The 24,095-nt window shown below is 28.0% G+C and carries 26 protein-coding genes, 2 tRNA genes and 1 other RNA gene; 17 read left to right on the top strand and 12 right to left on the bottom strand.

Annotated elements, in window-relative coordinates:
- Positions 1-118 precede the first annotated feature (118 nt).
- Together fbp and H0H45_RS03155 are read left to right on the top strand one after the other, a co-directional pair.
- Entirely contained in the window at positions 119-1,126 is a 1,008-nt protein-coding gene (fbp, locus tag H0H45_RS00645; RefSeq protein WP_185866693.1) for a class 1 fructose-bisphosphatase, read from the top strand.
- A 205-nt stretch (positions 1,127-1,331) separates the two neighbouring features.
- Positions 1,332-1,517 (top strand): hypothetical protein, encoded by a 186-nt coding sequence (locus tag H0H45_RS03155; RefSeq protein WP_394366645.1) that lies wholly within the window; start codon positions 1,332-1,334, stop codon positions 1,515-1,517.
- On the opposite strand, the gene H0H45_RS00635 is transcribed toward H0H45_RS03155, so the two are convergent.
- Together H0H45_RS00635 and pyrE are read right to left on the bottom strand one after the other, a co-directional pair.
- Positions 1,506-2,078 carry a MarC family protein gene (locus tag H0H45_RS00635; RefSeq protein ID WP_185866692.1) on the bottom strand — a complete coding sequence of 191 codons (573 nt, stop codon included), beginning with the start codon at positions 2,076-2,078 and terminating at the stop codon, positions 1,506-1,508. The two genes, H0H45_RS03155 and H0H45_RS00635, sit on opposite strands and share 12 nt — an antisense overlap.
- 228 nt (positions 2,079-2,306) lie before the next feature.
- Positions 2,307-3,674, bottom strand: coding sequence for an orotate phosphoribosyltransferase (pyrE, locus tag H0H45_RS00630; protein ID WP_185866691.1), 1,368 nt, complete (start codon positions 3,672-3,674; stop codon positions 2,307-2,309).
- Between the two features lie 73 nt (positions 3,675-3,747).
- Here pyrE and H0H45_RS00625 point away from each other — a divergent pair, with 73 nt between their 5' ends.
- Complete coding sequence (locus H0H45_RS00625) at positions 3,748-4,707, top strand: dihydroorotate oxidase (RefSeq protein WP_185866690.1); 960 nt, start codon at positions 3,748-3,750, stop codon at positions 4,705-4,707.
- Between the two features lies 1 nt (position 4,708).
- Here the strand turns inward: H0H45_RS00625 and proS are convergent, their stop codons facing one another.
- Complete coding sequence (proS, locus tag H0H45_RS00620; RefSeq protein ID WP_185866689.1) at positions 4,709-6,181, bottom strand: proline--tRNA ligase; 1,473 nt, start codon at positions 6,179-6,181, stop codon at positions 4,709-4,711.
- Positions 6,182-6,270: 89 nt separating this feature from the next.
- Between proS and rpmF the strand changes: the two genes are divergently transcribed.
- Genes rpmF through accC form a run of 3 tightly spaced genes read left to right on the top strand, consistent with a single transcriptional unit; the run spans position 6,271 to position 8,367 of the window.
- Positions 6,271-6,465, top strand: a complete 195-nt coding sequence (gene rpmF, locus H0H45_RS00615) for a 50S ribosomal protein L32 (protein WP_185866688.1) — start codon at positions 6,271-6,273, stop codon at positions 6,463-6,465.
- Between the two features lie 32 nt (positions 6,466-6,497).
- A complete protein-coding gene (gene accB, locus H0H45_RS00610) occupies positions 6,498-6,971 on the top strand; it encodes an acetyl-CoA carboxylase biotin carboxyl carrier protein (protein ID WP_185866687.1) in 474 nt (157 codons plus the stop codon).
- Between the two features lie 19 nt (positions 6,972-6,990).
- Complete coding sequence (gene accC, locus H0H45_RS00605) at positions 6,991-8,367, top strand: acetyl-CoA carboxylase biotin carboxylase subunit (protein ID WP_185866686.1); 1,377 nt, start codon at positions 6,991-6,993, stop codon at positions 8,365-8,367.
- Here accC and prfA read toward each other — a convergent pair.
- Positions 8,361-9,452: a peptide chain release factor 1 gene (gene prfA, locus H0H45_RS00600; protein WP_185866685.1), complete on the bottom strand. Its 1,092-nt coding sequence runs from the start codon at positions 9,450-9,452 to the stop codon at positions 8,361-8,363. The genes accC and prfA overlap by 7 nt on opposite strands.
- Positions 9,453-9,491: 39 nt before the next feature.
- The gene (locus H0H45_RS00595; protein WP_185866684.1) at positions 9,492-9,899 is read right to left on the bottom strand and encodes a DUF4293 family protein; all 408 of its coding nucleotides are present in this window, start codon (positions 9,897-9,899) and stop codon (positions 9,492-9,494) included.
- Between the two features lie 108 nt (positions 9,900-10,007).
- On the opposite strand from H0H45_RS00595, the gene rho reads away from it, so the two are divergent.
- The 3 genes from rho (at position 10,008) to H0H45_RS00580 (ending at position 12,869) form a co-directional block, all read left to right on the top strand.
- A complete protein-coding gene (rho, locus tag H0H45_RS00590; protein WP_185866683.1) occupies positions 10,008-11,561 on the top strand; it encodes a transcription termination factor Rho in 1,554 nt (517 codons plus the stop codon).
- Between the two features lie 56 nt (positions 11,562-11,617).
- A tRNA-Met gene (locus H0H45_RS00585) sits at positions 11,618-11,690 on the top strand.
- A 42-nt stretch (positions 11,691-11,732) separates the two neighbouring features.
- Positions 11,733-12,869 (top strand): DNA recombination protein RmuC, encoded by a 1,137-nt coding sequence (locus H0H45_RS00580; protein ID WP_185866682.1) that lies wholly within the window; start codon positions 11,733-11,735, stop codon positions 12,867-12,869.
- A 12-nt stretch (positions 12,870-12,881) separates the two neighbouring features.
- Here H0H45_RS00580 and H0H45_RS00575 read toward each other — a convergent pair.
- From H0H45_RS00575 to H0H45_RS00565, 3 genes are all read right to left on the bottom strand, one after another.
- Positions 12,882-12,966 (bottom strand) — tRNA-Ser (locus H0H45_RS00575).
- A gap of 7 nt (positions 12,967-12,973) precedes the next feature.
- An RNA gene (rnpB, locus tag H0H45_RS00570) (RNase P RNA component class A) lies at positions 12,974-13,266 on the bottom strand.
- Entirely contained in the window at positions 13,266-13,982 is a 717-nt protein-coding gene (locus H0H45_RS00565) for a YebC/PmpR family DNA-binding transcriptional regulator (protein ID WP_185866681.1), read from the bottom strand. The genes rnpB and H0H45_RS00565 overlap by 1 nt, the downstream gene beginning before the upstream one ends.
- Positions 13,983-14,067: 85 nt before the next feature.
- On the opposite strand from H0H45_RS00565, the gene rpmB reads away from it, so the two are divergent.
- The 5 genes from rpmB to htpG all read left to right on the top strand — a co-directional run bounded on the left by rpmB (position 14,068) and on the right by htpG (position 17,542).
- Complete coding sequence (gene rpmB, locus H0H45_RS00560; protein ID WP_185866680.1) at positions 14,068-14,295, top strand: 50S ribosomal protein L28; 228 nt, start codon at positions 14,068-14,070, stop codon at positions 14,293-14,295.
- Positions 14,295-14,477 (top strand): 50S ribosomal protein L33, encoded by a 183-nt coding sequence (gene rpmG / locus H0H45_RS00555; RefSeq protein WP_185866679.1) that lies wholly within the window; start codon positions 14,295-14,297, stop codon positions 14,475-14,477. The genes rpmB and rpmG overlap by 1 nt, the downstream gene beginning before the upstream one ends.
- Positions 14,478-14,479: 2 nt before the next feature.
- Complete coding sequence (locus H0H45_RS00550; protein WP_185866678.1) at positions 14,480-14,638, top strand: DUF4295 family protein; 159 nt, start codon at positions 14,480-14,482, stop codon at positions 14,636-14,638.
- A gap of 23 nt (positions 14,639-14,661) precedes the next feature.
- Positions 14,662-15,618, top strand: a complete 957-nt coding sequence (gene ftsY / locus H0H45_RS00545) for a signal recognition particle-docking protein FtsY (protein WP_185866677.1) — start codon at positions 14,662-14,664, stop codon at positions 15,616-15,618.
- A gap of 88 nt (positions 15,619-15,706) precedes the next feature.
- Positions 15,707-17,542: a molecular chaperone HtpG gene (gene htpG / locus H0H45_RS00540; protein ID WP_185866676.1), complete on the top strand. Its 1,836-nt coding sequence runs from the start codon at positions 15,707-15,709 to the stop codon at positions 17,540-17,542.
- Here the strand turns inward: htpG and H0H45_RS00535 are convergent, their stop codons facing one another.
- Together H0H45_RS00535 and H0H45_RS00530 are read right to left on the bottom strand one after the other, a co-directional pair.
- Entirely contained in the window at positions 17,543-18,310 is a 768-nt protein-coding gene (locus H0H45_RS00535; protein ID WP_185866675.1) for a 3'-5' exonuclease, read from the bottom strand.
- Positions 18,311-18,313: 3 nt separating this feature from the next.
- Positions 18,314-19,015 carry a CDP-alcohol phosphatidyltransferase family protein gene (locus tag H0H45_RS00530; protein ID WP_185866674.1) on the bottom strand — a complete coding sequence of 234 codons (702 nt, stop codon included), beginning with the start codon at positions 19,013-19,015 and terminating at the stop codon, positions 18,314-18,316.
- Between the two features lie 45 nt (positions 19,016-19,060).
- Here H0H45_RS00530 and ybeY point away from each other — a divergent pair, with 45 nt between their 5' ends.
- Both ybeY and mnmG read left to right on the top strand, forming a co-directional pair.
- Entirely contained in the window at positions 19,061-19,480 is a 420-nt protein-coding gene (gene ybeY, locus H0H45_RS00525; RefSeq protein ID WP_185866854.1) for an rRNA maturation RNase YbeY, read from the top strand.
- A 7-nt stretch (positions 19,481-19,487) separates the two neighbouring features.
- Positions 19,488-21,362 (top strand): tRNA uridine-5-carboxymethylaminomethyl(34) synthesis enzyme MnmG, encoded by a 1,875-nt coding sequence (gene mnmG / locus H0H45_RS00520; protein ID WP_185866673.1) that lies wholly within the window; start codon positions 19,488-19,490, stop codon positions 21,360-21,362.
- Positions 21,363-21,374: 12 nt separating this feature from the next.
- Here mnmG and H0H45_RS00515 read toward each other — a convergent pair whose 3' ends face one another.
- Positions 21,375-21,596, bottom strand: a complete 222-nt coding sequence (locus H0H45_RS00515) for an FtsB family cell division protein (RefSeq protein ID WP_185866853.1) — start codon at positions 21,594-21,596, stop codon at positions 21,375-21,377.
- 313 nt (positions 21,597-21,909) lie between these two features.
- On the opposite strand from H0H45_RS00515, the gene fumC reads away from it, so the two are divergent.
- Complete coding sequence (gene fumC, locus H0H45_RS00510) at positions 21,910-23,298, top strand: class II fumarate hydratase (RefSeq protein WP_185866672.1); 1,389 nt, start codon at positions 21,910-21,912, stop codon at positions 23,296-23,298.
- On the opposite strand, the gene H0H45_RS00505 is transcribed toward fumC, so the two are convergent.
- Positions 23,295-24,062, bottom strand: coding sequence for a TatD family hydrolase (locus H0H45_RS00505; protein WP_185866671.1), 768 nt, complete (start codon positions 24,060-24,062; stop codon positions 23,295-23,297). The two genes, fumC and H0H45_RS00505, sit on opposite strands and share 4 nt — an antisense overlap.
- Positions 24,063-24,095: the final 33 nt, after the last annotated feature.

Below are 24,095 nucleotides of genomic sequence, written 5' to 3'. Positions count from 1 at the left end.
TTTCAAATGGAATTAACTATAAATTTTTCTAAAAAATAGAAGATTTTTTTTTTAAAAATCTTTGTCGTTTTTAGAAACGAAAAAAAATCTGATATTTATATATATTTTCCAATACATCATGTATACCTTAGGAGAATTTATCATAGAAAATAGAGATCGTTTTTTATATTCAACAGAAGATTTATTACGGTTATTTAGTTCTATTAAATTAGCAGCTAAAGCTATTAACAAGGAGGTGAATAAAGCAGGTTTAACAGAAAAAATTGGAAGTTCAGGAATAACTAATATACAAGGAGAAAATCAACAGAAACTAGATGATTTTGCACACAGAATTTTTATTGAATCATTTAAAAGCAGAAATGTAGTTTGTGGAATAGCTTCGGAAGAAAGCAAAGATTTTATAGTGATAAAGGGAGAAAAAGAAAATCCTTTTCAAAAGAAATACATTGTTTTAATAGATCCACTAGATGGTTCTTCCAATATAGATGTCAATGTGTCTATTGGGACTATATTTTCAGTGTATATCAAGAAGACTCCCATTCAAATGGATTTGAGAATAGAAGATTTTTTGCAAAAAGGAAATAAACAAATTCTTGCAGGATATATTATTTATGGATCCTCCACTATTTTGGTCTATACTACAGGAAATGGGGTACATGGATTTACTTTGGATCCTTCTGTGGGAACTTTTTATTTATCTCATCCTCAACTTCATTTCCCTAAAGTAGAAAAAATTTATTCTATCAACGAGGGAAATTATGTTAGATTCCCTAATGGGATCAAGAAATTTATAAGATACTGTCAAGAAGAAAAAGATAATCGTCCTTATACGGCACGATATATTGGATCATTAGTGGGAGATTTTCATAGAAATATGATACAAGGAGGTATATATATTTACCCCAAAACAGCGCTTTCTCCAAATGGAAAATTGAGGCTACTTTATGAATGTAATCCGATGGCATTTTTAACAGAACAAGCGGGTGGAAAAGCTTCTGATGGAAAAAAAAGAATTCTAGATATAGAACCTTTCAAGTTACATCAAAGGACTCCATTCATTTGTGGACCTGTCGGGATGGTTTCTAAGTTGGAGGAATTTATGAATAATCAATCATCAGATAGATAAGGTATGGGTTTTCAAGTAAAAAGAAAAAAAAATATTATTTATCATACAATCAAATACGGAAAATTATTACCTGTATTTCCTATTTATAGTTTTTTTTTATTGTATCCCCATAATGAAAATAAAATGAGATGTACAGAACTAATTGGAACTTTGGTAAAAAAAAAATTTCAAAAAAGCCGTACATAGAAATAGAATAAAACGTTTATTGCGGGCCTCTTTTTTATTAAATAAATCTATTTTAGAAGAAAAAATAGAACAAACTCGTTGTAGTTATCATATTGTATTTATTTATATAGGAAAATTTTTACCAAAATTTCAGGATATTAACCCCTCTATTAAAAAAATATTTAATCTCATAAGAGATACTGACCTCTCATTTTTATTGAAATAATTGACTGGCATTAGCTCCAAAAATTTTTACTGCAAAAGCCAATAAAACGATCCCGAATATCTTTTTTAGTATATCTAAACCATTAGTTCCTATTTTTTCGGCTATAAAATCACATCTATCTATGACAAAATAGACTACTATCATATTTAGTATCAAAGAAATAAGTATGATTTTTACATCATAAGTAGTTCTTAGAGAAATTAGAGTAGTTAAGGATCCGGGGCCAGCTATAAGTGGAAAGGCAATTGGAACGATAGAAGTTTGGGCGTTTTCTGTTACTTTATGAAGATCTATGCCTAAAATCATTTCTAACCCAATTAAAAACAAAACGATAGATCCTGCAATGGAAAAAGAGTGAACATCCACACCAATAATTTTTAGCATAGGTTGTCCTAAAAACAAAAAAGATAAAAAGATAATAAGAGAAGTCACTATCACTTTTTTTGTCTCTATAATATTTCCTTTGGATTTAAAACCCATAATTATGGGAGCATTTCCTAGTATATCGATAATGCTAAAAAGGATCATGAAACAACTGATTAATGAATTTATCCATTCCATATTCAAAATTTATTCAAAAAATTTTTAAGTTTATTTTTAAGTTTCGAATTCGAGTCTTTTTGAGGATAAAACATGATCAAACATAATTAATAATATCTATGATCTATTATCCTCCTCTTATCTATCACAAATTAAACAAAAATATAATCAGTACCATTAATTTTTTTGAAAAAAAAATTTAATCTATTCATGTTTTAATTTTAAGCTTTGTTGTATTAAGTATAATTTCTAAAGTCCATTTTCATAAGCGGTCCATCCTGCCTCTCTATATTTTTCTGCCACAATTTTTGGATTTGTAGATTGATAAATAGCTTTTCCAACTATGATAAAATCACTTTTATTTTTTTGAAAAGCTTGATTAGGATGAATGTACGTATTTCCCATCGAATTTTCTTTTGATTGAGAAAAATGTATTCCAGGGGTAAATAATAATAATCGATCGTCTACTCTTCTTTGTGCCACAGTTCCAATTACTTTTGGATTTTTTAAAGAAATGTTTAAAGCTTTTCTTATATAATTATCATCAGATAATCTTCCAAAAGAAGACATTTCAGACACAGTAATTAATCCCATATTTGAAGGAATATTCAAGTTTTGTATACTGATACTTCCTGCAAGTAGATGGACGGTTAAAATATCTACCCAAGAAGAAATTTTGTGTAATCCATGATGTAATTGTAGATAATTTATAGGTCCCACATCACATAATTTTCTATCTTCAAATAATAAAAATTTCTTTTCTACAGAAATCTTTTTAAGAGATGCAATGAATGAAGATGAAAAATCACTAATAATATCTGCATGAAGTTTCAATCCACAAATGGAATCTCCAGTCAAATTCCCTAGTTCTAAAATTTTTTCAGAGTATATTAAGTCAGCTGAAACAATCAAATTTGTTTTTTTTTTCAACGTTATATCAAGAAGTTTTTTTCCAATGGGATGGGAAATTTTTTCTTTTTTTTCTTCATAGGAAATACGTTTTTCCTGAAAATTTTTTTTATTCTTTTTTTTGAAAAAAAGTTGAATTATATGTATTTCTTTTTCCTTTAAAAGATCTTTGTTTTCTAACATCTTTAAAACTTCTCCTATCCGAAATAAAGTTCGGATATTAAATCCTCTTTTTTTTATATTATCTATTCCTCCTTGTTCACGATCAAGAATGGATAGAATGTTTTTAATAATTAATCCTTCTTTTTCAAGATCTCTCACGGTTTGTAATAAACTATCACCACTGGTGATTACATCTTCTATAAGAAGACAATTTTGTCCTTTTTTGTAAATCCCTTCTATCATTCGTTTGGTACCATAACCTTTATTTTCTTTTCTCTTAATAATCAAAGGGATATTTGACCTTAAGGATAAAGTAGTAGCTATAGGTAAAGCCGCATAGGGAACTCCACAAATAAGTTCAAGCGTATGATCTGGAACTTCTCTAAGAAGCAAATCAGAAAGTTTTATTAATAAATCTGGTCTAGAAGCTATTGGACGAAAGTCTATATATATAGGAGAAGTCATTCCACTTTTCAAGGTAAAATGACCAAATTTGATAATTCCTAAATTATAAATTTTTAAGAAAAACTGTTCTTTTTCTTCCATAAAAAACCTTTTTTGGTTAAAGTTAAAAATTTTCTCCTTGTGGGTTTTGTATTATATTACTTATACAATTTCTATGATCATGAAAAAAAAGAAAATAGATATATCTGCTGATATAAATGGGATCCAACTTTCTTCTTGTATTATGAATGCTTCAGGAGTACTTTGTACTACAGAAAAAGATCTTAAAAAATTGATTACTAGCTCTTCAGGAGCTGTTGTAACAAAGAGTTGTACCTTGAAACCAAGAAAAGGAAATTTAGAACCTAGATATTTTGGATGGAATATTGGAAGCATTAATTCTATGGGCCTCCCAAATCTTGGAATAGATTTTTATTTAGATTTTTTAGAAAAAAAAAATCTTAAAAAACCTTTTTTCTTATCTATATCAGGACTTTCTATAGAGGAAAATTATCTTCTTCTTCATAAAGCCAATCTTTCTTCCCGTATCAGTGCAGTAGAATTAAATTTATCTTGTCCAAATATTATTGGAAAAGATAAAGTATTAGGTTATGATTTTAATCATATTTCGAATTTTTTCGAAAAGATATTTAAATTTTATAAAAAACCTTTAGGAGTTAAGTTGCCACCTTATTTTGAAAATAGACATATTAAAAAAATGGCTTGTATTTTAAATAAATATCCTATTTTCTTTGTTACCTGTATTAATAGTTTACCTAATGGTCTTTTCATTGATATCAAGAAAGAAACTGTGGTAATTCAACCAAAAATGGGTTTTGGAGGGATAGGAGGAAAAACTATCAAACCATTTGCATTAGCAAATATTCGTCAATTTTATACTTATCTCCGAAAAGAGATTCCTATAATAGGTTGTGGGGGAATTTGTTCCGGAAAAGATATTTTTGAACACATATTGTGTGGAGCCTCAGCGGTTCAAATAGGAACACAATTTATAAAAGAAGGGGTTACTGTTTTTGATAGATTGAGAAAAGAATTAGTTGATCTTCTGCAAAAAAAAAAATTTCCATCTATAAATAGATTTATAGGAAAACTAAACGTGATTGAATTTCCTTAAATTAATAAGATTTTGCAAAAAAAACTCTTTGAGAAGAAGGATTTCCAGAATAAATACACTTTCCTTCTTCTTTTTTAGTAGAAATTGGAATACAACGTATAGTAGCTTCCGTTTCTTCTTGAATTTTTTTCCCTGTACTTTTTGTCCCATCCCAATGAGCAAGGATAAAACCTCCTACACTGTTTATTTTTTTTTTAAAATCCTCATAATGATCTGAAATCATGGTCAATTTTTTTGTTCTAGTTAAAGCTCTTTGATAGAGATTCTTTTGTATTTTCTCAAGAAGTTGTGGAATAAAAGTGATAATCTGATTCAAAGAAACATCTACTTTTTCGTAAGTATCTCTTCTAAAAACTTCTGCTTTTTCTTTTATGATTTCATCCAATCCAATGTTAATTCGTATAGGGACCCCCTTCATTTCGTATTCATGAAATTTCCATCCAGGAGTAAAAATCTCTCTGTTATCATATTTCACACTGAATCCTTTTTCTTCTATAATGTTTTGGATCCTTTCAGCTATTTCATTTATTTTACTTAATTCTTGCTTGTTTTTATATATAGGTATAATAACTATTTGTATAGGAGCTATTCTGGGAGGTAATATCAGTCCATGATCATCTGAGTGTAACATAACTATTCCACCTATTAATCTAGTCGAAACCCCCCAAGATGTAGACCAGACATATTCTTTCTTTCCATTTTTATTAGTGAATTTCACATCGAAAGCTTTTGAAAAATTTTGTCCAAGAAAATGTGAAGTTCCAATTTGTAACGCTTTTCCATCTTGCATCATGGCCTCTAGACTAAATGTTGTTTCAGAACCAGAAAATTTATCCATGTAAGGTTTAATTCCTTGAACTACAGGAATTGCCATAATTTTTTCAGAAAAATCTGCATAAATATTTAATATTTTTTTAGTTTCTTCTATGGCTTCTTTTTCAGTAGAATGAGCTGTATGACCTTCTTGCCATAAAAATTCAGAAGTTCTTAAAAATAAACGGGTTCGCATTTCCCATCTAATAGCATTTCCCCATTGATTCAAAAGAAGAGGAAGATCTCTATAAGAATGAATCCAATGTCTAAAAGTTTTCCATATGATACTTTCAGAAGTAGGTCGAATCACTAATTCTTCTTGAAGTTTAGATTTTGGATCTACAGTTAATTCTTCTCTATCTGTATTTTTTTTCAACCTACAATGCGTGACTATAGCACATTCTCTAGAAAAATTTTCAATATGTTTTTTTTCTTTTGAAAAAGAAGATTTAGGAATAAGCATAGGAAAATAAACATTTTTATGTCCCGTTTCTTTAAACATTTTGTCTAATGTTTTTTTGATGATTTCCCATATAGAAAAACCATATGGCTTTATAATCATAAAACCACGAATTCCGGAAAATTCTGCTAAACCAGATCTAATGATAATTTCATTATACCATTTGGAATAATCCACACTACGTTTAGTTAATTGATGCATAAAAAAATAAAGAAAAATTGATTAGGATTACAATCATTAAATATAAAAAAATTATTTTTATTAGTGATTTATTAAAAGAGTACATTATCATGGCACATCCTAAAAGAAGGCAATCTAAATCTAGAAGAAATAAAAGAAGAACTCATTTAAAAATACAGGAACCATTATTAGTTACATGTCCTTTAAATCACCAAAAACACTTATATCACCATGCTTATTGGCATGAAGGAAAACTCTATTATAGAGGAAAAATGGTATTGAAAAAAGATAATCCATCCATGTAATCATAATAATAGGTAGATCTTCGGTAAAATTTATGGATTTTAAAAATATTAAATCACTGATTCAATTGATTTCTAAATCTAATATTCGTGAAATAAGAGTGAAGATAGGAGAAACTCAAATTCATATTAAGAATAACAGAAAAAAAAGAAAAAAGTTATTGAACCCAATTTTATCCAGGAACAGAAGAGTTTATTCTCCTATTTCGGATTTTTCCGATAGGTTTTCTAAATTAGAAATGGAAAAAAAATCTGATAAAAATCAGTACATTATTATTAAATCTCCTATGATTGGAACTTTCTATCGTAGACCTCATCCAGATAAAGATCCCTTTGTGAAAGTAGGCGATCAGGTGAAAATAGGAACAAAAATTTGTGTAATAGAAGCTATGAAACTATTTAATGATATAGAATCTGAAGTAGATGGAAAAATCGTAAAAATTCTTGTAGAAGACTCTACTCCAGTTGATTATGATCAACCTTTATTTATGTTAGATCCTAATTATTAAAAGGAGACATCATCAATGTATGTTTAAAAAAATATTAATTGCTAATCGTGGAGAAATTGCCTTACGAGTGATACGTACGGCTAAAGAAATGGGGATAAAAACGGTAGCGGTTTATTCTACCGCCGATAAACATAGTCTTCATGTTTATTTTGCAGATGAAGCAGTCTGTATTGGTCCTGCTTCTCCATATCAATCGTATTTAAATGTTCCAAATTTAATATCTGCGGCAGAAATTACAAATGCAGATGCCATTCATCCTGGATATGGTTTTTTATCTGAAAATGCATATTTTTCATCTATGTGTAAAAAACATAGAATTAAGTTTATCGGTCCACTTCCAAATCATATTATTCAGATGGGAAATAAAATTTCAGCTAAAAAAACTATGAAAAAAGCTGGAATCTCGTGTCTTCCTGGATCAGATTTTTTTTTAAAATCTTCTTATAAGGAAATAGAAAGAATTGCAGAACAAATAGGATATCCTCTCATTATCAAAGCGGTTTCTGGAGGAGGTGGAAAAGGAATACGATCTGTTTTAGATAAAAAAGGATTAAAACGTTCTTGGGAAGAAGCAAAAAAAGAATCTTTTGCTTTTTTTGGAAAAAAAGATATGTATATAGAAAAATTAATTCTCAATCCAAGACATATAGAAATACAAATTATTAGTGATCAATATGGAAAAGCTTGTCATCTATCCGAAAGAGATTGTTCCATTCAAAGAAGAAATCAAAAACTGTTGGAAGAAGCCCCTTCTCCTTTTTTAACTTCTTCTTTGAGAAAAAAAATGGGAGAAGCAGCCATAAAAGCTGCTGAATTTATTCGTTATGAAGGAGTAGGAACGATAGAATTTTTAGTAGATAAAAATCGTAATTTTTATTTTATGGAAATGAATACTAGAATTCAAGTAGAACATCCTATTACAGAAGAAATAACTGGTTTAGACCTTATACAAGAACAAATTTTTTTAGCTAATGGAAAAAAACTTTCTGGAAAAAACTTTTATCCAAAAATGTATTCTATGGAATGTAGAATTAATGCAGAAGAACCTTCTCAAGATTTTCGTCCTATGCCTGGGAAAATTACTCAAATGCATTTACCAGGAGGAAAAGGGGTTCGTGTAGACACCCATGTTTATGCAGGATATAGAGTCCCACATTATTATGATTCTATGATTGCTAAAGTTATCACTACAGCAAAAAGTAGAAAAGAAACTATTGAAAAAATGCGTCGTTCATTAGATGAATTTGTAATAGAAGGGATTCGTACGACTATCCCTTTTCATAAACAGCTTATGCAAAATAATAACTTTTTGAAAGGAAATTATAATACAAATTTTTTAGATACACTTCATTTAGATTCAAATTTTTATAAAAATGAATCAAATCCGAATTATTGATTTTTTTCAGATAATTTTAAGAAATTAATCATTTCTTGAATATTTCCGTTCATGAATCCTACAAGATTATAAATGGATTTATGAATTCTATGATCCGTCACTCTTCCTTTAGGATAATTATAGGTTCGTATTTTTACGGATCTATCTCCTGTAGAAACTAAAGATTTTCTCTTAATAGATCGTTCTTTCAATCTTTTTTCCTTTTCATTTTGATAAATACGTGATCGTAAAACGTTCATAGCTTTTTCAAAATTTTTGTGTTGCGAACGTTCTTCTTGACATTCCACTGTGATTTTAGTTGGAATATGTGTTAATCGTACAGCTGATTCTGTTTTATTGACATGTTGTCCTCCAGATCCACTGGATCGAAATGTGTCTTTTTTTATATCCGATATATGAATTTTCATTTCTATATCTTTTATCTCAGGTAGAACTGCTACAGTGATAGCAGATGTGTGTACTCTACCTTGAGATTCTGTTTTTGGAATTCTTTGAACTCTGTGTACTCCAGATTCAAATTTTAAATTTCCATAAACTTCTTCTTTTCCACTGACATCTAAAATTATTTCTTTGTAACCTTGTATTCCTCCTTTTTGAGCATGGAGAATTTTATATTTCCAACCTACTTGTTTAAAATACATTATATACATTCGTAATATATCTTCTACAAAAAGACAAGCCTCATCACCTCCTGTTCCAGAACGTAATTCTACAATAGCGTTTCTATGATCGTCTTCTACTCTATTTTCTTTTCCTGTAGGAAAAAGAGAAAATAGTAGATTATCTGATTTTTTTTCAATATCAGACAGATCTTCTAAAATTTTATTTTTTTCCAAAAAAGCTATTTCTTTCATTTCTGGATCTGAATCATTTTTTAAAATAAAGTTAGCTTCTTGAAGAGCTGTTAACTTTTTTTTGTATTTTTCATAAATAGTTACTATTTTTTCTAAGTTTCGATACTTTTTTAATAATGTTTTATATTTTTTTTGATTAGATACAATATGAGGTTGTATAATGGAATTTGAAATTTTATGAAATTCTTTTTCAAGAATTTCAAATTTCTTAATTAATGAAATGTTTTTCATTTTTTTTAGTAAAAAGATTTGAAATATCTATTTCATCTGTCATCGTATTCTATTCATGGAATGGATTAATTTTATATCCTTTTTGATTTCTTGACTAGAAAGATATAAGAAACATATAGATAAAAATGTAAGAAAAAGATTAGTTGTTCTTGAAAACAGGAAATATTTATTTGATTGAAAACATGAAAAAATAAGAATCAATATAAAAGTAGTACTATTTAGAAGTATATTTAGACCATTGAAAAATATTTGTAATGGTTTTTTTTTAAAAAAAAGAAAACTTAAAACAGATAGAATTAAACATGTTATTATAAAAATTAAAATGAATTTATCTAATAAAAAAAAGGAATGCTGGATATTTTTTTTTGAATATGGATAAAAATGTAAAGAAATAGAAGAAACTAATATGGATATAAATAAATAAAAAGTTTGTATCCGATAGAACATAGGTAAAAAATATTTTCTAATTTATTCTCTAGAAGTTCAAATTAATTTGTATAATTGTTATACTGTCTTATTAAGCCAAGAGTGGCATAAATATAACCCAATTACTTTATGTTTGATATTACTGAATTAAAAAGTAAAAAACTTTTTGAATTACAGGAGATTGCTCGTTCTTCAGGATTAAAAAAATGCACACAATTACGAAAAAACGAACTCCTAGAAAAAATTATTTCCATTTTCAATAGTAATAATAAAAATACAACATCTACAAGAAATCCAAAGATAGAAAATTCTTTATTAAAAAAAGGATTTAAAGGTAGAAAAAATACGGAGTCAAAGACCACATTTTTAGAAAATATTAATGGGAAAAAAAAATTAACCAATCAAGAAAATTTCAAAAATTATTCAAAACCTTCAGAAGAAATTGGAAAATCCAAAAAAAAATATTTTCAAAATTGGAAAAAAAATGATAAATCAGAATTTTCTACTGGATCAGAAAGTGGATTTTCACAGAAAATTACTAATAAATATCGTACTCCTGAATATGAATTTGAGGGCATTATAATTAGTGAAGGGGTATTAGAAATTATGCCAGAAAATTATGGATTTTTAAGATCTTCTGATTTTAATTATTTATCATCTCCTGATGATATTTACGTTTCTCAATCTCAAATTAGACTTTTTGGAATGAAAACGGGAGACACTATAAGAGGAGAAGTTCGTCCACCCAAAGATGGAGAAAAATATTTTCCTTTGATTAAAATTCTTGAAATAAATGGGAGGCCTCCTTCTTTTGTCAGAGAAAGAGATTCTTTTGAACATTTGACTCCACTATTTCCAAATGAAAAATTCAAACTGGCTGAAAAAAATGCAACTCTTTCTACAAGGATAGTCGATCTTTTTACTCCTATAGGAAAAGGACAAAGAGGAATGATTGTGGCTCCTCCAAAAACAGGAAAAACTACTTTATTAAAAGAAATAGCTAATGCTATTGCAGCTAATCATCCAGAAGTCTATTTGATTATATTACTTATTGATGAACGTCCAGAGGAAGTAACGGATATGCAACGAAATGTTAAAGGAGAAGTGATCGCGTCTACTTTTGATGAACCTGCAGAAAGACATGTGAAAGTAGCTAATATTGTGTTGCAAAAAGCTAAGAGAATGGTAGAATGTTCTCATGATGTAGTTATTTTATTAGATTCTATAACACGTTTAGCTAGAGCTTATAACACTGTTGCTCCTGCATCTGGAAAAGTGTTATCAGGAGGAGTTGATGCAAATGCTCTGCATAGACCAAAAAGGTTTTTTGGAGCAGCAAGAAATATAGAAAATGGAGGTTCTTTATCTATTATTGCTACTGCTATGATCGATACAGGATCTAAAATGGATGAGGTTATTTTTGAAGAATTTAAAGGAACAGGAAATAAAGAACTTCAATTAGATAGAAAAATTGCAAACAAACGAATTTATCCGGCTATTGATTTGGTTTCTTCTAGTACTAGAAAAGATGATTTGTTATTAGATTCCAATACATTACAAAGAATGTGGATTTTACGAAAACATCTTTCCGATATGAATCCTGTAGAAGCTATGGAATTTTTAAGATCACGTATGGCTAGAACTCTAAATAATGAAGAATTTCTAATATCTATGAATGGATAAAATAAATTTTATCGATAATTTTGTTTTATAACTAAAAAACTTTATATTACGGGATTCGCGGGATGGAGCAGTTGGTAGCTCGTCGGGCTCATAACCCGAAGGTCATAGGTTCGAGTCCTATTCCCGCTATTTATTTCTTCTTCTAAAACAAAGAATTCTTGAGATTATTTTATGGTAATCTACTATCCTTTAGGAATTTTATTATTATTCTTTTTTGTTTTTTTCCTTTATTTTTTTAGAAAACTGGAAATTCTTTTAAGGGAGGAATCAAAAGATCAGCGAAATGAGTTAGCAAATACTTTGAAAGATTTCAAAGATGGTCTGATTCAATCTACAAGAGATTTTAAAAATTCTATTGAGGAAAAAATGAATCTCTCTTTTGAGAATCAATCTCATAAATTAAATGCGGTTCATATAGAACAAGAAAAATTAGTTAAATTAACAGAAAAGAAATTAGAAGATATCAGAGAAAGTGTAAATGAAAAACTTCAAAAATCCTTGAATTTACATTTGGGAAAATCTTTTGAATTTATTGGAAATCAATTGTTATTCTTACAGAATGGATTGGGAGATATGAAAATTTTAGCACAAGATGTGAATGCATTAAAAAGAACTTTAAATCATGTAAAAGTATGTGGAAGTTTCAGTGAAATGCAACTTTCTATGCTTTTACAACAAATTTTGGCTCCAGAACAATACGCCTGCAATGTCATTACTAAAACTAGTACAAATTATGTAGTAGAATTTGCTATTAAACTTCCAGGGCTGGGAGATGGAAATATTATATGGTTACCAATTGATGTAAAATTTCCAAAGGAAACTTATGAAAAAATACAAATTGCCTATAGTCTCGGAGAGAAGAAAAAATTAGAAATGGCTAAAAAAAATATGGAATCTGTTCTTAAAAAAATGTCCAAAGACATTAAGGAAAAATACATAGATCCTCCACATACTACTGATTTTGCTATTCTTTTTTTACCTTTTGAAGGTATATATGCAGAAATTGTAAGAAATTCAAGTTTATTAGAAGAATTGCAAAGAAAGTACAAAATAGTAATTGCAGGACCATCTACATTTGCAGCTATGTTAAATAGTTTGCAAATAGGTTTTCGAACATTAGCCATTCAAAAAAGAAGTTCTGAAGTGTGGAGTATTCTAGAAACTGTAAAAAAGGAGTTTACAAAATTTGGATTTTTACTTCATCAAGCACAAGATAAATTACAAGCAGCTTCTAAAGATATAGATATGGTAATGGGAGTCAGGAAAAACTTACTTGAAAAAAAATTAAGAGATATAGAGAACTCTTAAAAAAAACTACTGCGGAGAGAAAGGGATTCGAACCCTTGACACACTTCTGTGAACACGCTTTCCAAACGTGCGCCTTAATCCTCTCGGCCATCTCTCCAAAATAACATGAAAGTAAGACTATAAGCCGGATTCTGTTTAATCTCTATCATTTATCTAGGATAGTAGTTGCCCACTATCTCTATCTGCCGACCCCCCGGTATAAATCGAGCCAATTATCCGGTATACATGGCATTTCACCGTACAGAGTTTACATGATTTCACTACAGCTTTCCTGTACTTTCTTTCTGTTGCACTATTCCTCACCTTTCGGTGGATGGGTATTACCCATTGTACTGCTCTATGGTGTCCGGACTTTCCTCATTCTTTCAAAAAAAAATGCGATAGGACATCTTACTTTCATGTTTGGACTATATTAGAATATATATTTTTTATATCTTCATATTTTTCAATTTCTTTCATGAAATTTAATATTCTTTCTTCCTCCTTTTCTGAAATATGTTTTGGGTGTTTTGCTATACGTTTGACTATCGATTGATGGGGGATATTCAATTTGTCTAAATAATTTTTCATAGTCCCAAAATATTCAAAATCTGTGTATATGTAAACTATTTTTTCATCTTTTAGAAGATCCTTTGCTCCAAAATCTATAATCATAAGTTCAAAATCTTCCATAGAGTTAGGTATATTTTTTTCTCTTATTGAAAAAATTCCTATGCGATTAAACAAATGAACCAATTCTCCGTTATGACATAATCTTCCTCCTTTTTTTTTAAAAAAAATTCTTATGTCAGAAGTAGTTCTAATATGATTGTCTGTCATACATTCTATAATCATGCTAATTCCGTAAATTTGTCCTTCTAAATTTAAATTTTTAAAATGATTCGTATTAGCTTGTGAAGCTTTTTGTATAGCTCTTTCTATAGTATTTTTAGGAATATTAACGGATTTTGCATTGAGTAGAGCGTTTTTTAAACGAAACGAAGTTTTATTTAAACCTGATTCTTTAACTGCAATAGAAATTTCTTTAATGATTTTAGAAAACTTTTTAGATTTTCTAAAATCTTGATTAGATTTTCTATGTTGTATATTAGCCCATTTGCTGTGTCCTGACATGGAAAATAAGTTAGGTTGTGATTTTTTGGTATATTTGACCTATATTAGCTAATTTTGGAGACTAAAGTTAGTCAAAAAAATAATTATGTCAAAAGTTTGTGAACTTACAGGAAAGAGAGCTATGATCGGGAATAAAGTATCTCATGCTAATAACAAAAATAAACGTCGTTTCAACATAAATCTATGTAAAAAACGTTTTTTTTTAACAAAAGAAAAAAAATGGATTACCTTAAAAATTTGTACTTCTGCTATTAAACTTATTAATAAAATAGGAATCGAAAAAGCATTAAAACGTTTCAAATATAAATATTAATGGGAAAAAAAGGAAATCGGATTCAAATAATCTTGGAATGTAGTGAACAGAAAAAAAGTGGGATTGGTGGGGTTTCTAGATATGTGACTACTAAGAATAAAAGAAATACTCCTAAAAGAATAGAATTAAAGAAATATAATTCTATACTGAGGAAATATACTCTTCATAAAGAAATTAAATAAATATGTCTAAAAAAATTACAGAAAAGAAAAAGAAAAAAATTTCCCAAAAAATGATTTTGGCTATTAGAATAATTAAATCAAAAAAATCTGGTTCTTATACTTTTGAAGATAAAATGTTAACTGATAACGAGGTCAAGAATTTTTTTAAAAAAAATAACTAATTTCGAAATAAATCACAGATATCATGTTTTTTATAAAAAACAAAGAAACATTTGATCGTGAATTGAAAAAAACTAGGGAATCCTTCTTTTCTAGAATAAAGAGTCTTTTTTTTCGAAAATCAAAATTAGATACAGATTTTATTGATCATATAGAAGAAGTCTTGTTATCTTCAGATATAGGAACAAAAACTACTATCAAGATTATTCATAATCTTGAAAAAAGAATTCAAAAGGAAAAGTATGGGGGGAAGATTCAAGAATTATATCAACTTCTTAAAGAAGAAATTGAATCTCTATTTAAGAATATTAAAAATGAATGTTTAGAAAAAAAAATAGAAGAAGAAAGAAAACCATACGTAATTATGATGGTCGGAGTAAATGGAGTTGGAAAGACTACTACAATTGGTAAATTGGCTTTTTTTCTAAAAAAAAAAGGATTTAATTTGATTATAGGAGCTGCGGACACATTTCGTGCAGCAGCTATAAATCAACTTGAAATCTGGTCAGATACAGCTAATGTTCCACTAATAAAACAACATATGTATGCGGATCCTGCGTCTGTCGCATACGATACTTTACAATCTGCTAAATCTAAAAAGATGGATGTAGTATTGATTGATACAGCCGGTAGATTGCAAAATCGAATTGGTCTTATGGAAGAACTGGCTAAAATAAGTAGAGTAATGAAAAAAGTTATCGCTAAAGCTCCTCATGAAATCATGCTTGTTCTGGATGCTTCTACAGGACAAAATGCTTTTGAACAAGTAAAAAAATTTATTTCTTTTGTAAAAATTTCTTCCATAATATTAACTAAATTAGAAGGAACAGCTAAAGGTGGCGTAGTTATAGGAATAATGGATCAGTTTCAAGTTCCTATTAAGTATATTGGAATAGGAGAAAAAATACAAGATTTAAAAGAATTTAATGGAAAAAAGTTTATTGATTCTTTTTTTCTTCCAGAACCAGAAATACCAATATAGGACTGACATAATGTCTTTTTCATTTGAAATGGTATAATCTTTGTAATTTTTCTTTATTATTTACATACATAAAAAACCTAGAATTTTTATGGAAAAGGATAAGATTAGTGTTACTTCAGATAATATTTTTCCTATCATTAAAAGATTTCTTTATTCAGATCAAGAAGTTTTTTTAAGAGAATTAGTATCCAATGCAACGGATGCTATTCTTAAATTAAGAACTATAGAAAAATTAGGAAAAATAGAAGAAATTCTTGATGATTTAAAAATCAAAGTAAAAATTGATAAAAAAAATCAAACGATTCATATCATTGATAATGGGATTGGAATGACGAAAGAAGAAGTAGAAAAATATATCAATCAAATCGCTTTTTCTGGTGCGGAAGAATTCATTCAGAAATATAAAAATTCTGCATCTTTTTCTATTATTGGACATTTTGGATTAGGTTTTTATTCTTCTTTTATGGTAGCTCGTAAAGTAGTTATTTACACTCAATCTTATGAAAAAAATTCCCCCTCTATTTTTTGGTCTTGCGAAGGGACTCCAACATTCAGGATGAATGAAATAGAAAAAAGAGATAGAGGAACGGAAATAGTTCTTTTTCTTAATGAAGAAAGCAGAGAATTTTTAGAATATGATCGTATCTTAAAATTGCTTCAAAAATATTGTAAATTTACGCCTATAATTATCTATCTATCTTCAACAGAAAAGGAGAAAGAGATATTCATTAATAATACTACTCCTGCTTGGAAAAAAAATCCTACCCTTTTAAAGGACAAAGACTATCTAGATTTTTATCATGAACTATATCCAAATCAATTAGAAAATGCTTTATTTTGGATTCATTTAAACATAGATCATCCTTTTCGTTTAACAGGAATTTTATATTTTCCAAAAATAGAAAATAAAATTGACTTTCAGAAAGATAGAATACATTTATACAAAAATCAAGTTTATATTACGGATAACTTAGAGGGAGTGGTTCCAGATTTTCTCAGTTTATTAAAAGGAGTGATTGATTCTCCTGACATTCCTCTTAATGTATCACGTTCTCATCTTCAATCAGATCCATCTGTAAAAAATATATCAAAATATATTACAAGAAAGGTCTCGAATAAACTAGATTCTCTGTTTAGAACAGATAGGGAAAACTTTCAAAAAAAGTGGGAATATATAAAACTCATCGTAGAATATGGAATGATTAGTACAAAAAACTTTTTTGAAAAAGCCAAAAAGTTCTTTATTTTTTCTACTATAAATGGAATGTTTTTTACTTTGGAAGAATTCAAAGAAAAAATAAAAAACTTTCAAAAAAACAAAGATGGAAAAATTGTTTTTCTCTATACTTCAGACAAAGAAAAACAATATAGTTATATTCAAAACGCGGAAGATAGATCTTATGAAGTTTTAATTTTGAATAGTCCACTTACAGTCCATTTGATCCAAAAACTAGAAATGGATGATCCAGATATTTCTTTTGTTCGTATAGATTCAGATCCTATTGATAAATTAATTCACAAAGAAGAAAAGTATTCTTCAGAAATTTCTGAAAAAGAGAAAGAAGATTTAAAAAATCTTATCAACACTCATTTGATGAAAGAATATAAATTTTCCGTAAAGTTGGAAAATTTATCAAAAAAAGACTCTCCTTTTTTAATTATCATTCCAGAATTTTTACGAAGGATGAAAGAAATGAATACTCTAGGAAGAAAAATTGTGGAAAACGATCAAGATAAATTTTATCAATTAATTGTTAACACAAATCATCTTTTAATAAAAAAAATATTAAAGGAACCAAAAGATGAGAATAAAAAAATCCTCATTCAAGAGGTTTTTAATTTAACTCTTTTATCCAAAAATTTGTTGCAGGGGAAAAATTTAACTCTTTTTATTTCAAAAAAATTAGAAGATCTTTCTAAATAATTATTTATTAAATTTCCGTAATTTAACACCTGTTAATATTTTTTTTGTATATAAGGGAAAATTAGAATTCTGTATCCAACCATAATAATTTGGATCTTTTTCGAAAATTTCATAAACTTTTTCTCCTTTATATTTTCCAAAATTAAATATTTCATTTCCTTCTTCATCTATCTTTATAAAACCAGCAAGGTCCGCTAAATTTTTTTGGTGGGAAAATTGATTTAAACTTTTTACATCTTGTTTTAGATCTTGATATTTTTCTAGTTGTGCTAGCAATATTTCGTATGTAGCCAATGTATCGGCTTTGGAACTATGAGCTTTTATAAGGTTTTTTTTACAATAATATTTATAAGCCGCTGAAAGAGTTCGAGGTTCCATTTTATGAAAAATGACTTGAACATCTATTGTTTTATGTTTTTTGATATCGAAAGATATTCCAGCACGTAGCATTTCTTCCACTAAAATAGGAATATCAAATCTATTAGAATTATATCCCGCTAAGTCCGTATTTTCAATCATTCTAAAAATCTGAATGGCTACATCTTTAAATGGTAATTTTCCTGCAACATCTTCATCTTTAATTCCATGAATAGCTGTAGATTTTGGTGGAATAGGTATTTCAGGAAAAACAAGCCAGGTTTTATCTTCCTGATTTCCATTTGGAAATATTTTCAATATAGATATTTCTATGATTCTATCTTTTCCAATATTGACTCCTGTAGCTTCTATATCGAAGAAGCATATAGGACGATATAGTCGTAGTTTCATGTGTTAATGTGAATTTTTTCTAAATCTATGAAAATAAATTGAAGTTATAATGTAAAAAATGATAATACATGGTAACGCTATTAAGTGTAAAATTAATAAAAGAAATATACTAATCAATAAAAATAAATAACGTATTTTATTTTTTTTCCAAGAAATACCTTCAAAAACCAAGGGAAGCATTTTTATTCTAGATATGAGAAAGTAACAAGAAAAGAAAATCGTAAAAAGCATTTTTATAGGAGATAAAACAAGAAAATCTGTATTTCTACTTTTTAGAATAGATAAAGAAGTAAAAAACAAAGCATTTACTGGAGTAGTTAATCCAAAATTTTTTCTAGAAGAGTTGTGTATATTAAACTCCGCTAAACGCCATGCAGAAAATATAGCAATTAGAAAAGCTGACCATTCAATGAATGGAATTTTTTGGTGTTTTTCTATATTTTTCAATATCATAAAAACAATAATAGATGGAACTAAACCAAAAGATATCATATCTGCTAAAGAGTCTAATTCTTTACCTAATTTACTTTCATTTTTCATGAATCTAGAAAGAAATCCATCTAGAAAATCAAAAGTCAATGAAAATATGGTGCAAATAGCAGAAGATTCAAAACATTTTGATTGTAAAAAAGTTATAGAAATGCATCCAAAAAGGAGATTTAATAAAGTAAAGATATTTGGAATCGCATTTCTTATTTTTTTCATTTAATTATGAACTCTTATGATCGTAAAAATAAAAAAATTTTTTTTATGATTAATTTTTTTTACGAGATTTCTAACTTTTCTATTACAAATAAATCTCTTTTTATTCAAACTATTTATCTTATATTAAAAAATGAAGGAAAAGAAATTGGAAATATTAATTATATTTTTTGTAATGATCATTATCTTTTAAATTTAAATAAAAAATATCTACAAAAAGATTTTTATACAGATGTCATCGCTTTTGCTTATTCTTCTACTCCTCCTTCTCATAAGATATCCGGAGATGTTTTTATTAGCATAGATCGTGTTTTAGAGAATTCTAAACAATGGAATCAATTTTTTCAAGTTGAATTAAAAAGAGTTATGATACATGCAATATTGCATTTTTTGGGATATGAGGATCAAATCAATGAAAAACTTATGAAGAAAAAAGAGGAGTTTTATTTAATTTTATTTCAATTTTGAAAAAATCATGTGTTTATTTTCAAGTGTTTATGATGTAATTGTGGTTGGAGGCGGTCATGCTGGGGCAGAAGCTGCATCTGCTTCTGCTAATATGGGATCCAAAACTTTACTAATCACTACAAATTTACAAACAATCGGTCAAATGTCTTGTAATCCAGCTATAGGAGGAATAGCAAAAGGACAGATTGTAAGAGAAATAGATGCTTTAGGAGGTTTTTCCGGAATAATTACAGATTATAGTATGATACAATTTAGAATGTTAAATAAATCTAAGGGGCCTGCTATGTGGAGTCCAAGAGCTCAATGTGATAGAAAATTATTTTCTAATCATTGGAGATCTTTTCTAGAAAAAAATTCAAAATTAGATCTATACCAAGATACAGTGATTTCTTTAATTGTAAAAAAGGAAAAAGTAAAAGGAGTTATAACTTCTTTTGGAATCAAAATTAAGGGAAAATCGGTTATTCTTACAAATGGAACATTTTTAAATGGAAAAATTCATATTGGAAAAAAAATCGTTAGTGGAGGAAGGATAGCGGAACAAGAAGTTAAAGGGATCACGGAGCAATTAAAAAGTTTAGGATTTCGATATGGAAGAATGAAAACAGGAACATCTCCAAGAGTAGATGGACGTTTTTTAAACTACCATGAAATGGAATCTCAAGAAGGAGATTTAAATCCTAAGAAATTTTCTTTTTCAAAGACTATAAAATTAAAAAAACAACGTAAATGCCATATTACATTTACCAATAAAAAAGTTCATGATTTAATTCGTAAAAATTTAAAATTTTCTCCAATTTTTACAGGATCTATTCAAGGTGTTAGTCCTCGATATTGTCCTTCTATTGAAGAAAAGATTTATAGATTTCCAGATAAAGAAGAACACCATATTTTTGTAGAACCAGAAGGTTGGAATACTGTAGAAGTCTATATAAATGGATTTTCCACTTCTTTACCAGAAAAAATCCAATATCAAGCTTTGAGAAACATTTCAGGATTTGAAAAAGCCAAAATGTTAAGACCTGGATATGCAATTGAATATGATTATTTTCCTCCTATACAATTAAAATTTACTTTAGAAAGTAAGTTGATTGGTAATCTTTTTTTTGCTGGACAAATTAATGGAACAACGGGATATGAAGAAGCTGCCGCACAAGGTTTAATTGCAGGAATTAATGCTCATTTAAAAATTCATCAAAAGGAACCTTTTATTCTTAAAAGAAGTCAAGCTTATATAGGGGTTTTAATAGATGATTTGATCACAAAAGGAACAGAAGAACCCTATAGAATGTTTACTTCAAGAGCTGAGTATAGAATGTTATTACGTCAAGATAATGCAGACGAAAGATTAACCAAAATGGGATATGAAATTGGGCTCAATTCATATGAAAAAATGAAAGCAGTAGATAAAAAAAAATCTCAGATAGAAAAATGTCTTTCTTTTTTTCAAAAGGAGAATTTAAAACCAAAAATTATCAATCCTATTTTGATTGAAAAAAAATCTCCAATCATATTTCATGAAAAAAAAATAGATAGGATTCTATCCCGTTCTGAAATTGAGATCCACGATATTATTTCTATTCCATTTTTAAAAAAAAATATAGAAAAAAATAATTTTTCTCAAGAAATTTTGGAGATAGTATCTATTCAGATTAAATATAGGGGATATCTTGATAGAGAGAAAGAAAATGCAAAAAAATTGTTAAAACTTGAAAATCTTAAAATTCCCGAAAATTTTGATTATGGAAAAATCCCATCTCTTTCTCTAGAGGGTAGAGAAAAATTAGCTTATCATCGTCCAAATTCTTTAGCACAAGCGTCAAGAATTAGCGGAGTTTCTCCTTCAGATTTAAGTATTTTGTTAGTGTATATGGGACGTTAAAAAAAATTAACGTCAATTTTTTTTTATGACAAATAAATCCTCATCTTCTTTTTTCATGTAGAATTTTTCTCTAGCTAATTTTTCCAGATATTTAGAATCTGTTTTTAATTTTTTTAAATGATTTCCTTCCAAAAAAATTTTTCTCTTTAAAGAATCTCTATCTGAGATCATTTTATTTATATTTTTTTTAAATTTCCAGTGCAAAACCAAAGAATTTGTATCAAAAAAAAACATCCATATAGAAAAAAATAGACTGATCCAAAAATATTTATTCTTAAATATTTTTTTTTCATAAAAAGCTATTCTATTTTCTATTTTTTTTTTCAATTTTTTTTATAATGTTAATTCCTACTACACTGATAAGCCAATATATACTAAAAAAAGATAAAAAAATGACACACCAAAATCCAGAGATGGCTATGAGTAGGAAAAGTAAAAATCCTATAAATTTAATTATCATACATGATCAAAGTTGATAAAATTTAATAAAAAATTAGAATTTTTTTTATATAAAGTTTATTAATTTCGTAAAAAAAAAAATAGGAAAATGATTTTTAGAACAGAAAGAGATACATTGGGAGTAGTTCAAGTTCCTGTGGATAAGTATTGGGGAGCACAAACAGAAAGATCAAGAAATAATTTTAAAATTGGACCGGAAGGATCTATGCCTATGGAAATTATTTACGCTTTTTCTATTTTAAAAAAAGCGGCTGCACATACTAATTTTGAATTAGGTATTTTGTCAAAAAAGAAAAAAGACTTGATCTCTTTGGTTTGTGAAGAAATCTTAGAAGGAAAATTAGATGATCAATTTCCTTTGGTGATATGGCAAACTGGATCTGGGACGCATTCTAATATGAATGTAAATGAAGTGATATCTAATAGATCTAAAGTTTTAATTGAGGAAAAGCTTGGAAAGAGTAAGTCTTTTATTATACATCCTAATGATGATGTTAATAAGTCTCAATCATCTAATGATACTTATTCGACCGCTATGCATATTGCTTCTTATAAGAAATTGGTAGAACAAACCATTCCATCTCTGGAAAAATTGCGTAACACATTAGAAAAAAAAAGTCATTCATTCAAAAATGTGATTAAAATAGGAAGAACTCATCTTATGGATGCCGTTCCTATAACTTTAGGACAAGAATTTTCCGGTTATGTTTCTCAAATGAATCACGGGTTAAATTCTCTTAAAAAAACTTTAGATCATCTTTCTGAATTATCTATTGGAGGAACAGCTGTAGGAACTGGATTAAATTCACCTAAAGGATATGATTTTAAAGTTATTGACTATATTTGTCAATATACTGGACTTCCATTTAAAGTGGCAGATAACAAATTCGAATCTATAGCCTCTCATGATGCCATAGTAGAATCTCATGCTTCTCTAAAACAAATAGCTGTTTCTTTAATGAAAATATCAAATGATATCCGTTTTCTAGCTTCTGGACCTCGTTCCGGAATAGGAGAAATTTTCATTCCTGAAAATGAACCTGGATCTTCTATTATGCCTGGAAAAATAAACCCTACACAATGTGAAGCTCTTATGATGGTTTGCACACAAATCATAGGGAACGATATGGCTATTTCTATAGCAGGGGCCTCAGGAAATTATGAACTCAATGTTTCTAAACCCTTAATGGCATATAATTTTTTACAGTCTGCACAGCTCTTGTCAGATGCTAGCATTTCTTTTTCCAATCTTTGTGTTCAAGGAATTACTCCAAATCATGCAAGGATTCAAGAACTACTAGAGAGATCTTTAATGCTAGTGACGGTACTTAACACAAGCATAGGATACGAAAAATCTGCAAAAATTGCAAAATGTGCATATATGAATAATACGACTTTAAAAGAAGAAGCTATTAGGTTAGGATATTTAACCGTAGAGGAATTTGATAAATTAGTCAAACCGGATAAAATGATTTAATTAAAAAAAAGTTCTTGTACATTTATATTAATAATATCAGCTATTTTTTCCTCTGGAATAGAATAAATTTGAGAAAGTTTTTTTAAAACTATTTTTATATAAATGGGTTCATTTCTTTTTCCTCTAAATGGAACGGGAGATAAATATGGAGAATCTGTTTCTAATACGATATTTTTTAAACTAATTTTATGTAAAAAGTGACTGAGATTGTTTTTTTTAAAAGTGATAATCCCTCCAATGCCTAGTTTTAATCCAAAATCAATAATTTTTTTTGCTTGTTCTAAAGTTCCGGAAAAACAATGAAAAATTCCTTTTGTAGTAGAATAGTATTCTTTTAGAATATTAAAAACTTGATCAAAAGCTTTTCTACAATGAATAATTATGGGTAAATTTTTCATTTTTGCCCATTTTATTTGAGTTTGAAAAGCATATTCTTGTTCCAGAACAAATTTTTTTTCTAAGTGAAAATCTATCCCAACTTCCCCTAAAGAAATGAAAGAATGTAGATCTAACCATTTTTTGATATTATTTAATTCTTGTTCTAAATTTTCTGGATGTACCTTGTTAGGATGCAATCCAATCATGGAAAAACATCTTTTCGGATATTTTTTTTCCAATTTTAATATTCTAGGAATAGTTGAGCTATCTATAGAAGGAAGAAAAAATCTATCTATTCCATTAGATATCGCTTTTTGTATGATTACATCTCTATCTACATCAAATTGTTGCATGTATAGATGAGTATGAGTGTCCGTGATTTTCATTATAAAACGTTATTAATTTTTGTTCAAATTAAA

Origin of the sequence: Blattabacterium cuenoti, from assembly GCF_014252095.1 — a bacterium.
Lineage (GTDB): Bacteria > Bacteroidota > Bacteroidia > Flavobacteriales > Blattabacteriaceae > Blattabacterium > Blattabacterium cuenoti_F.
The sequence above is the reverse complement of the archived record's forward strand: the minus strand, read 5'-3'. Positions and strand labels throughout refer to the sequence as shown.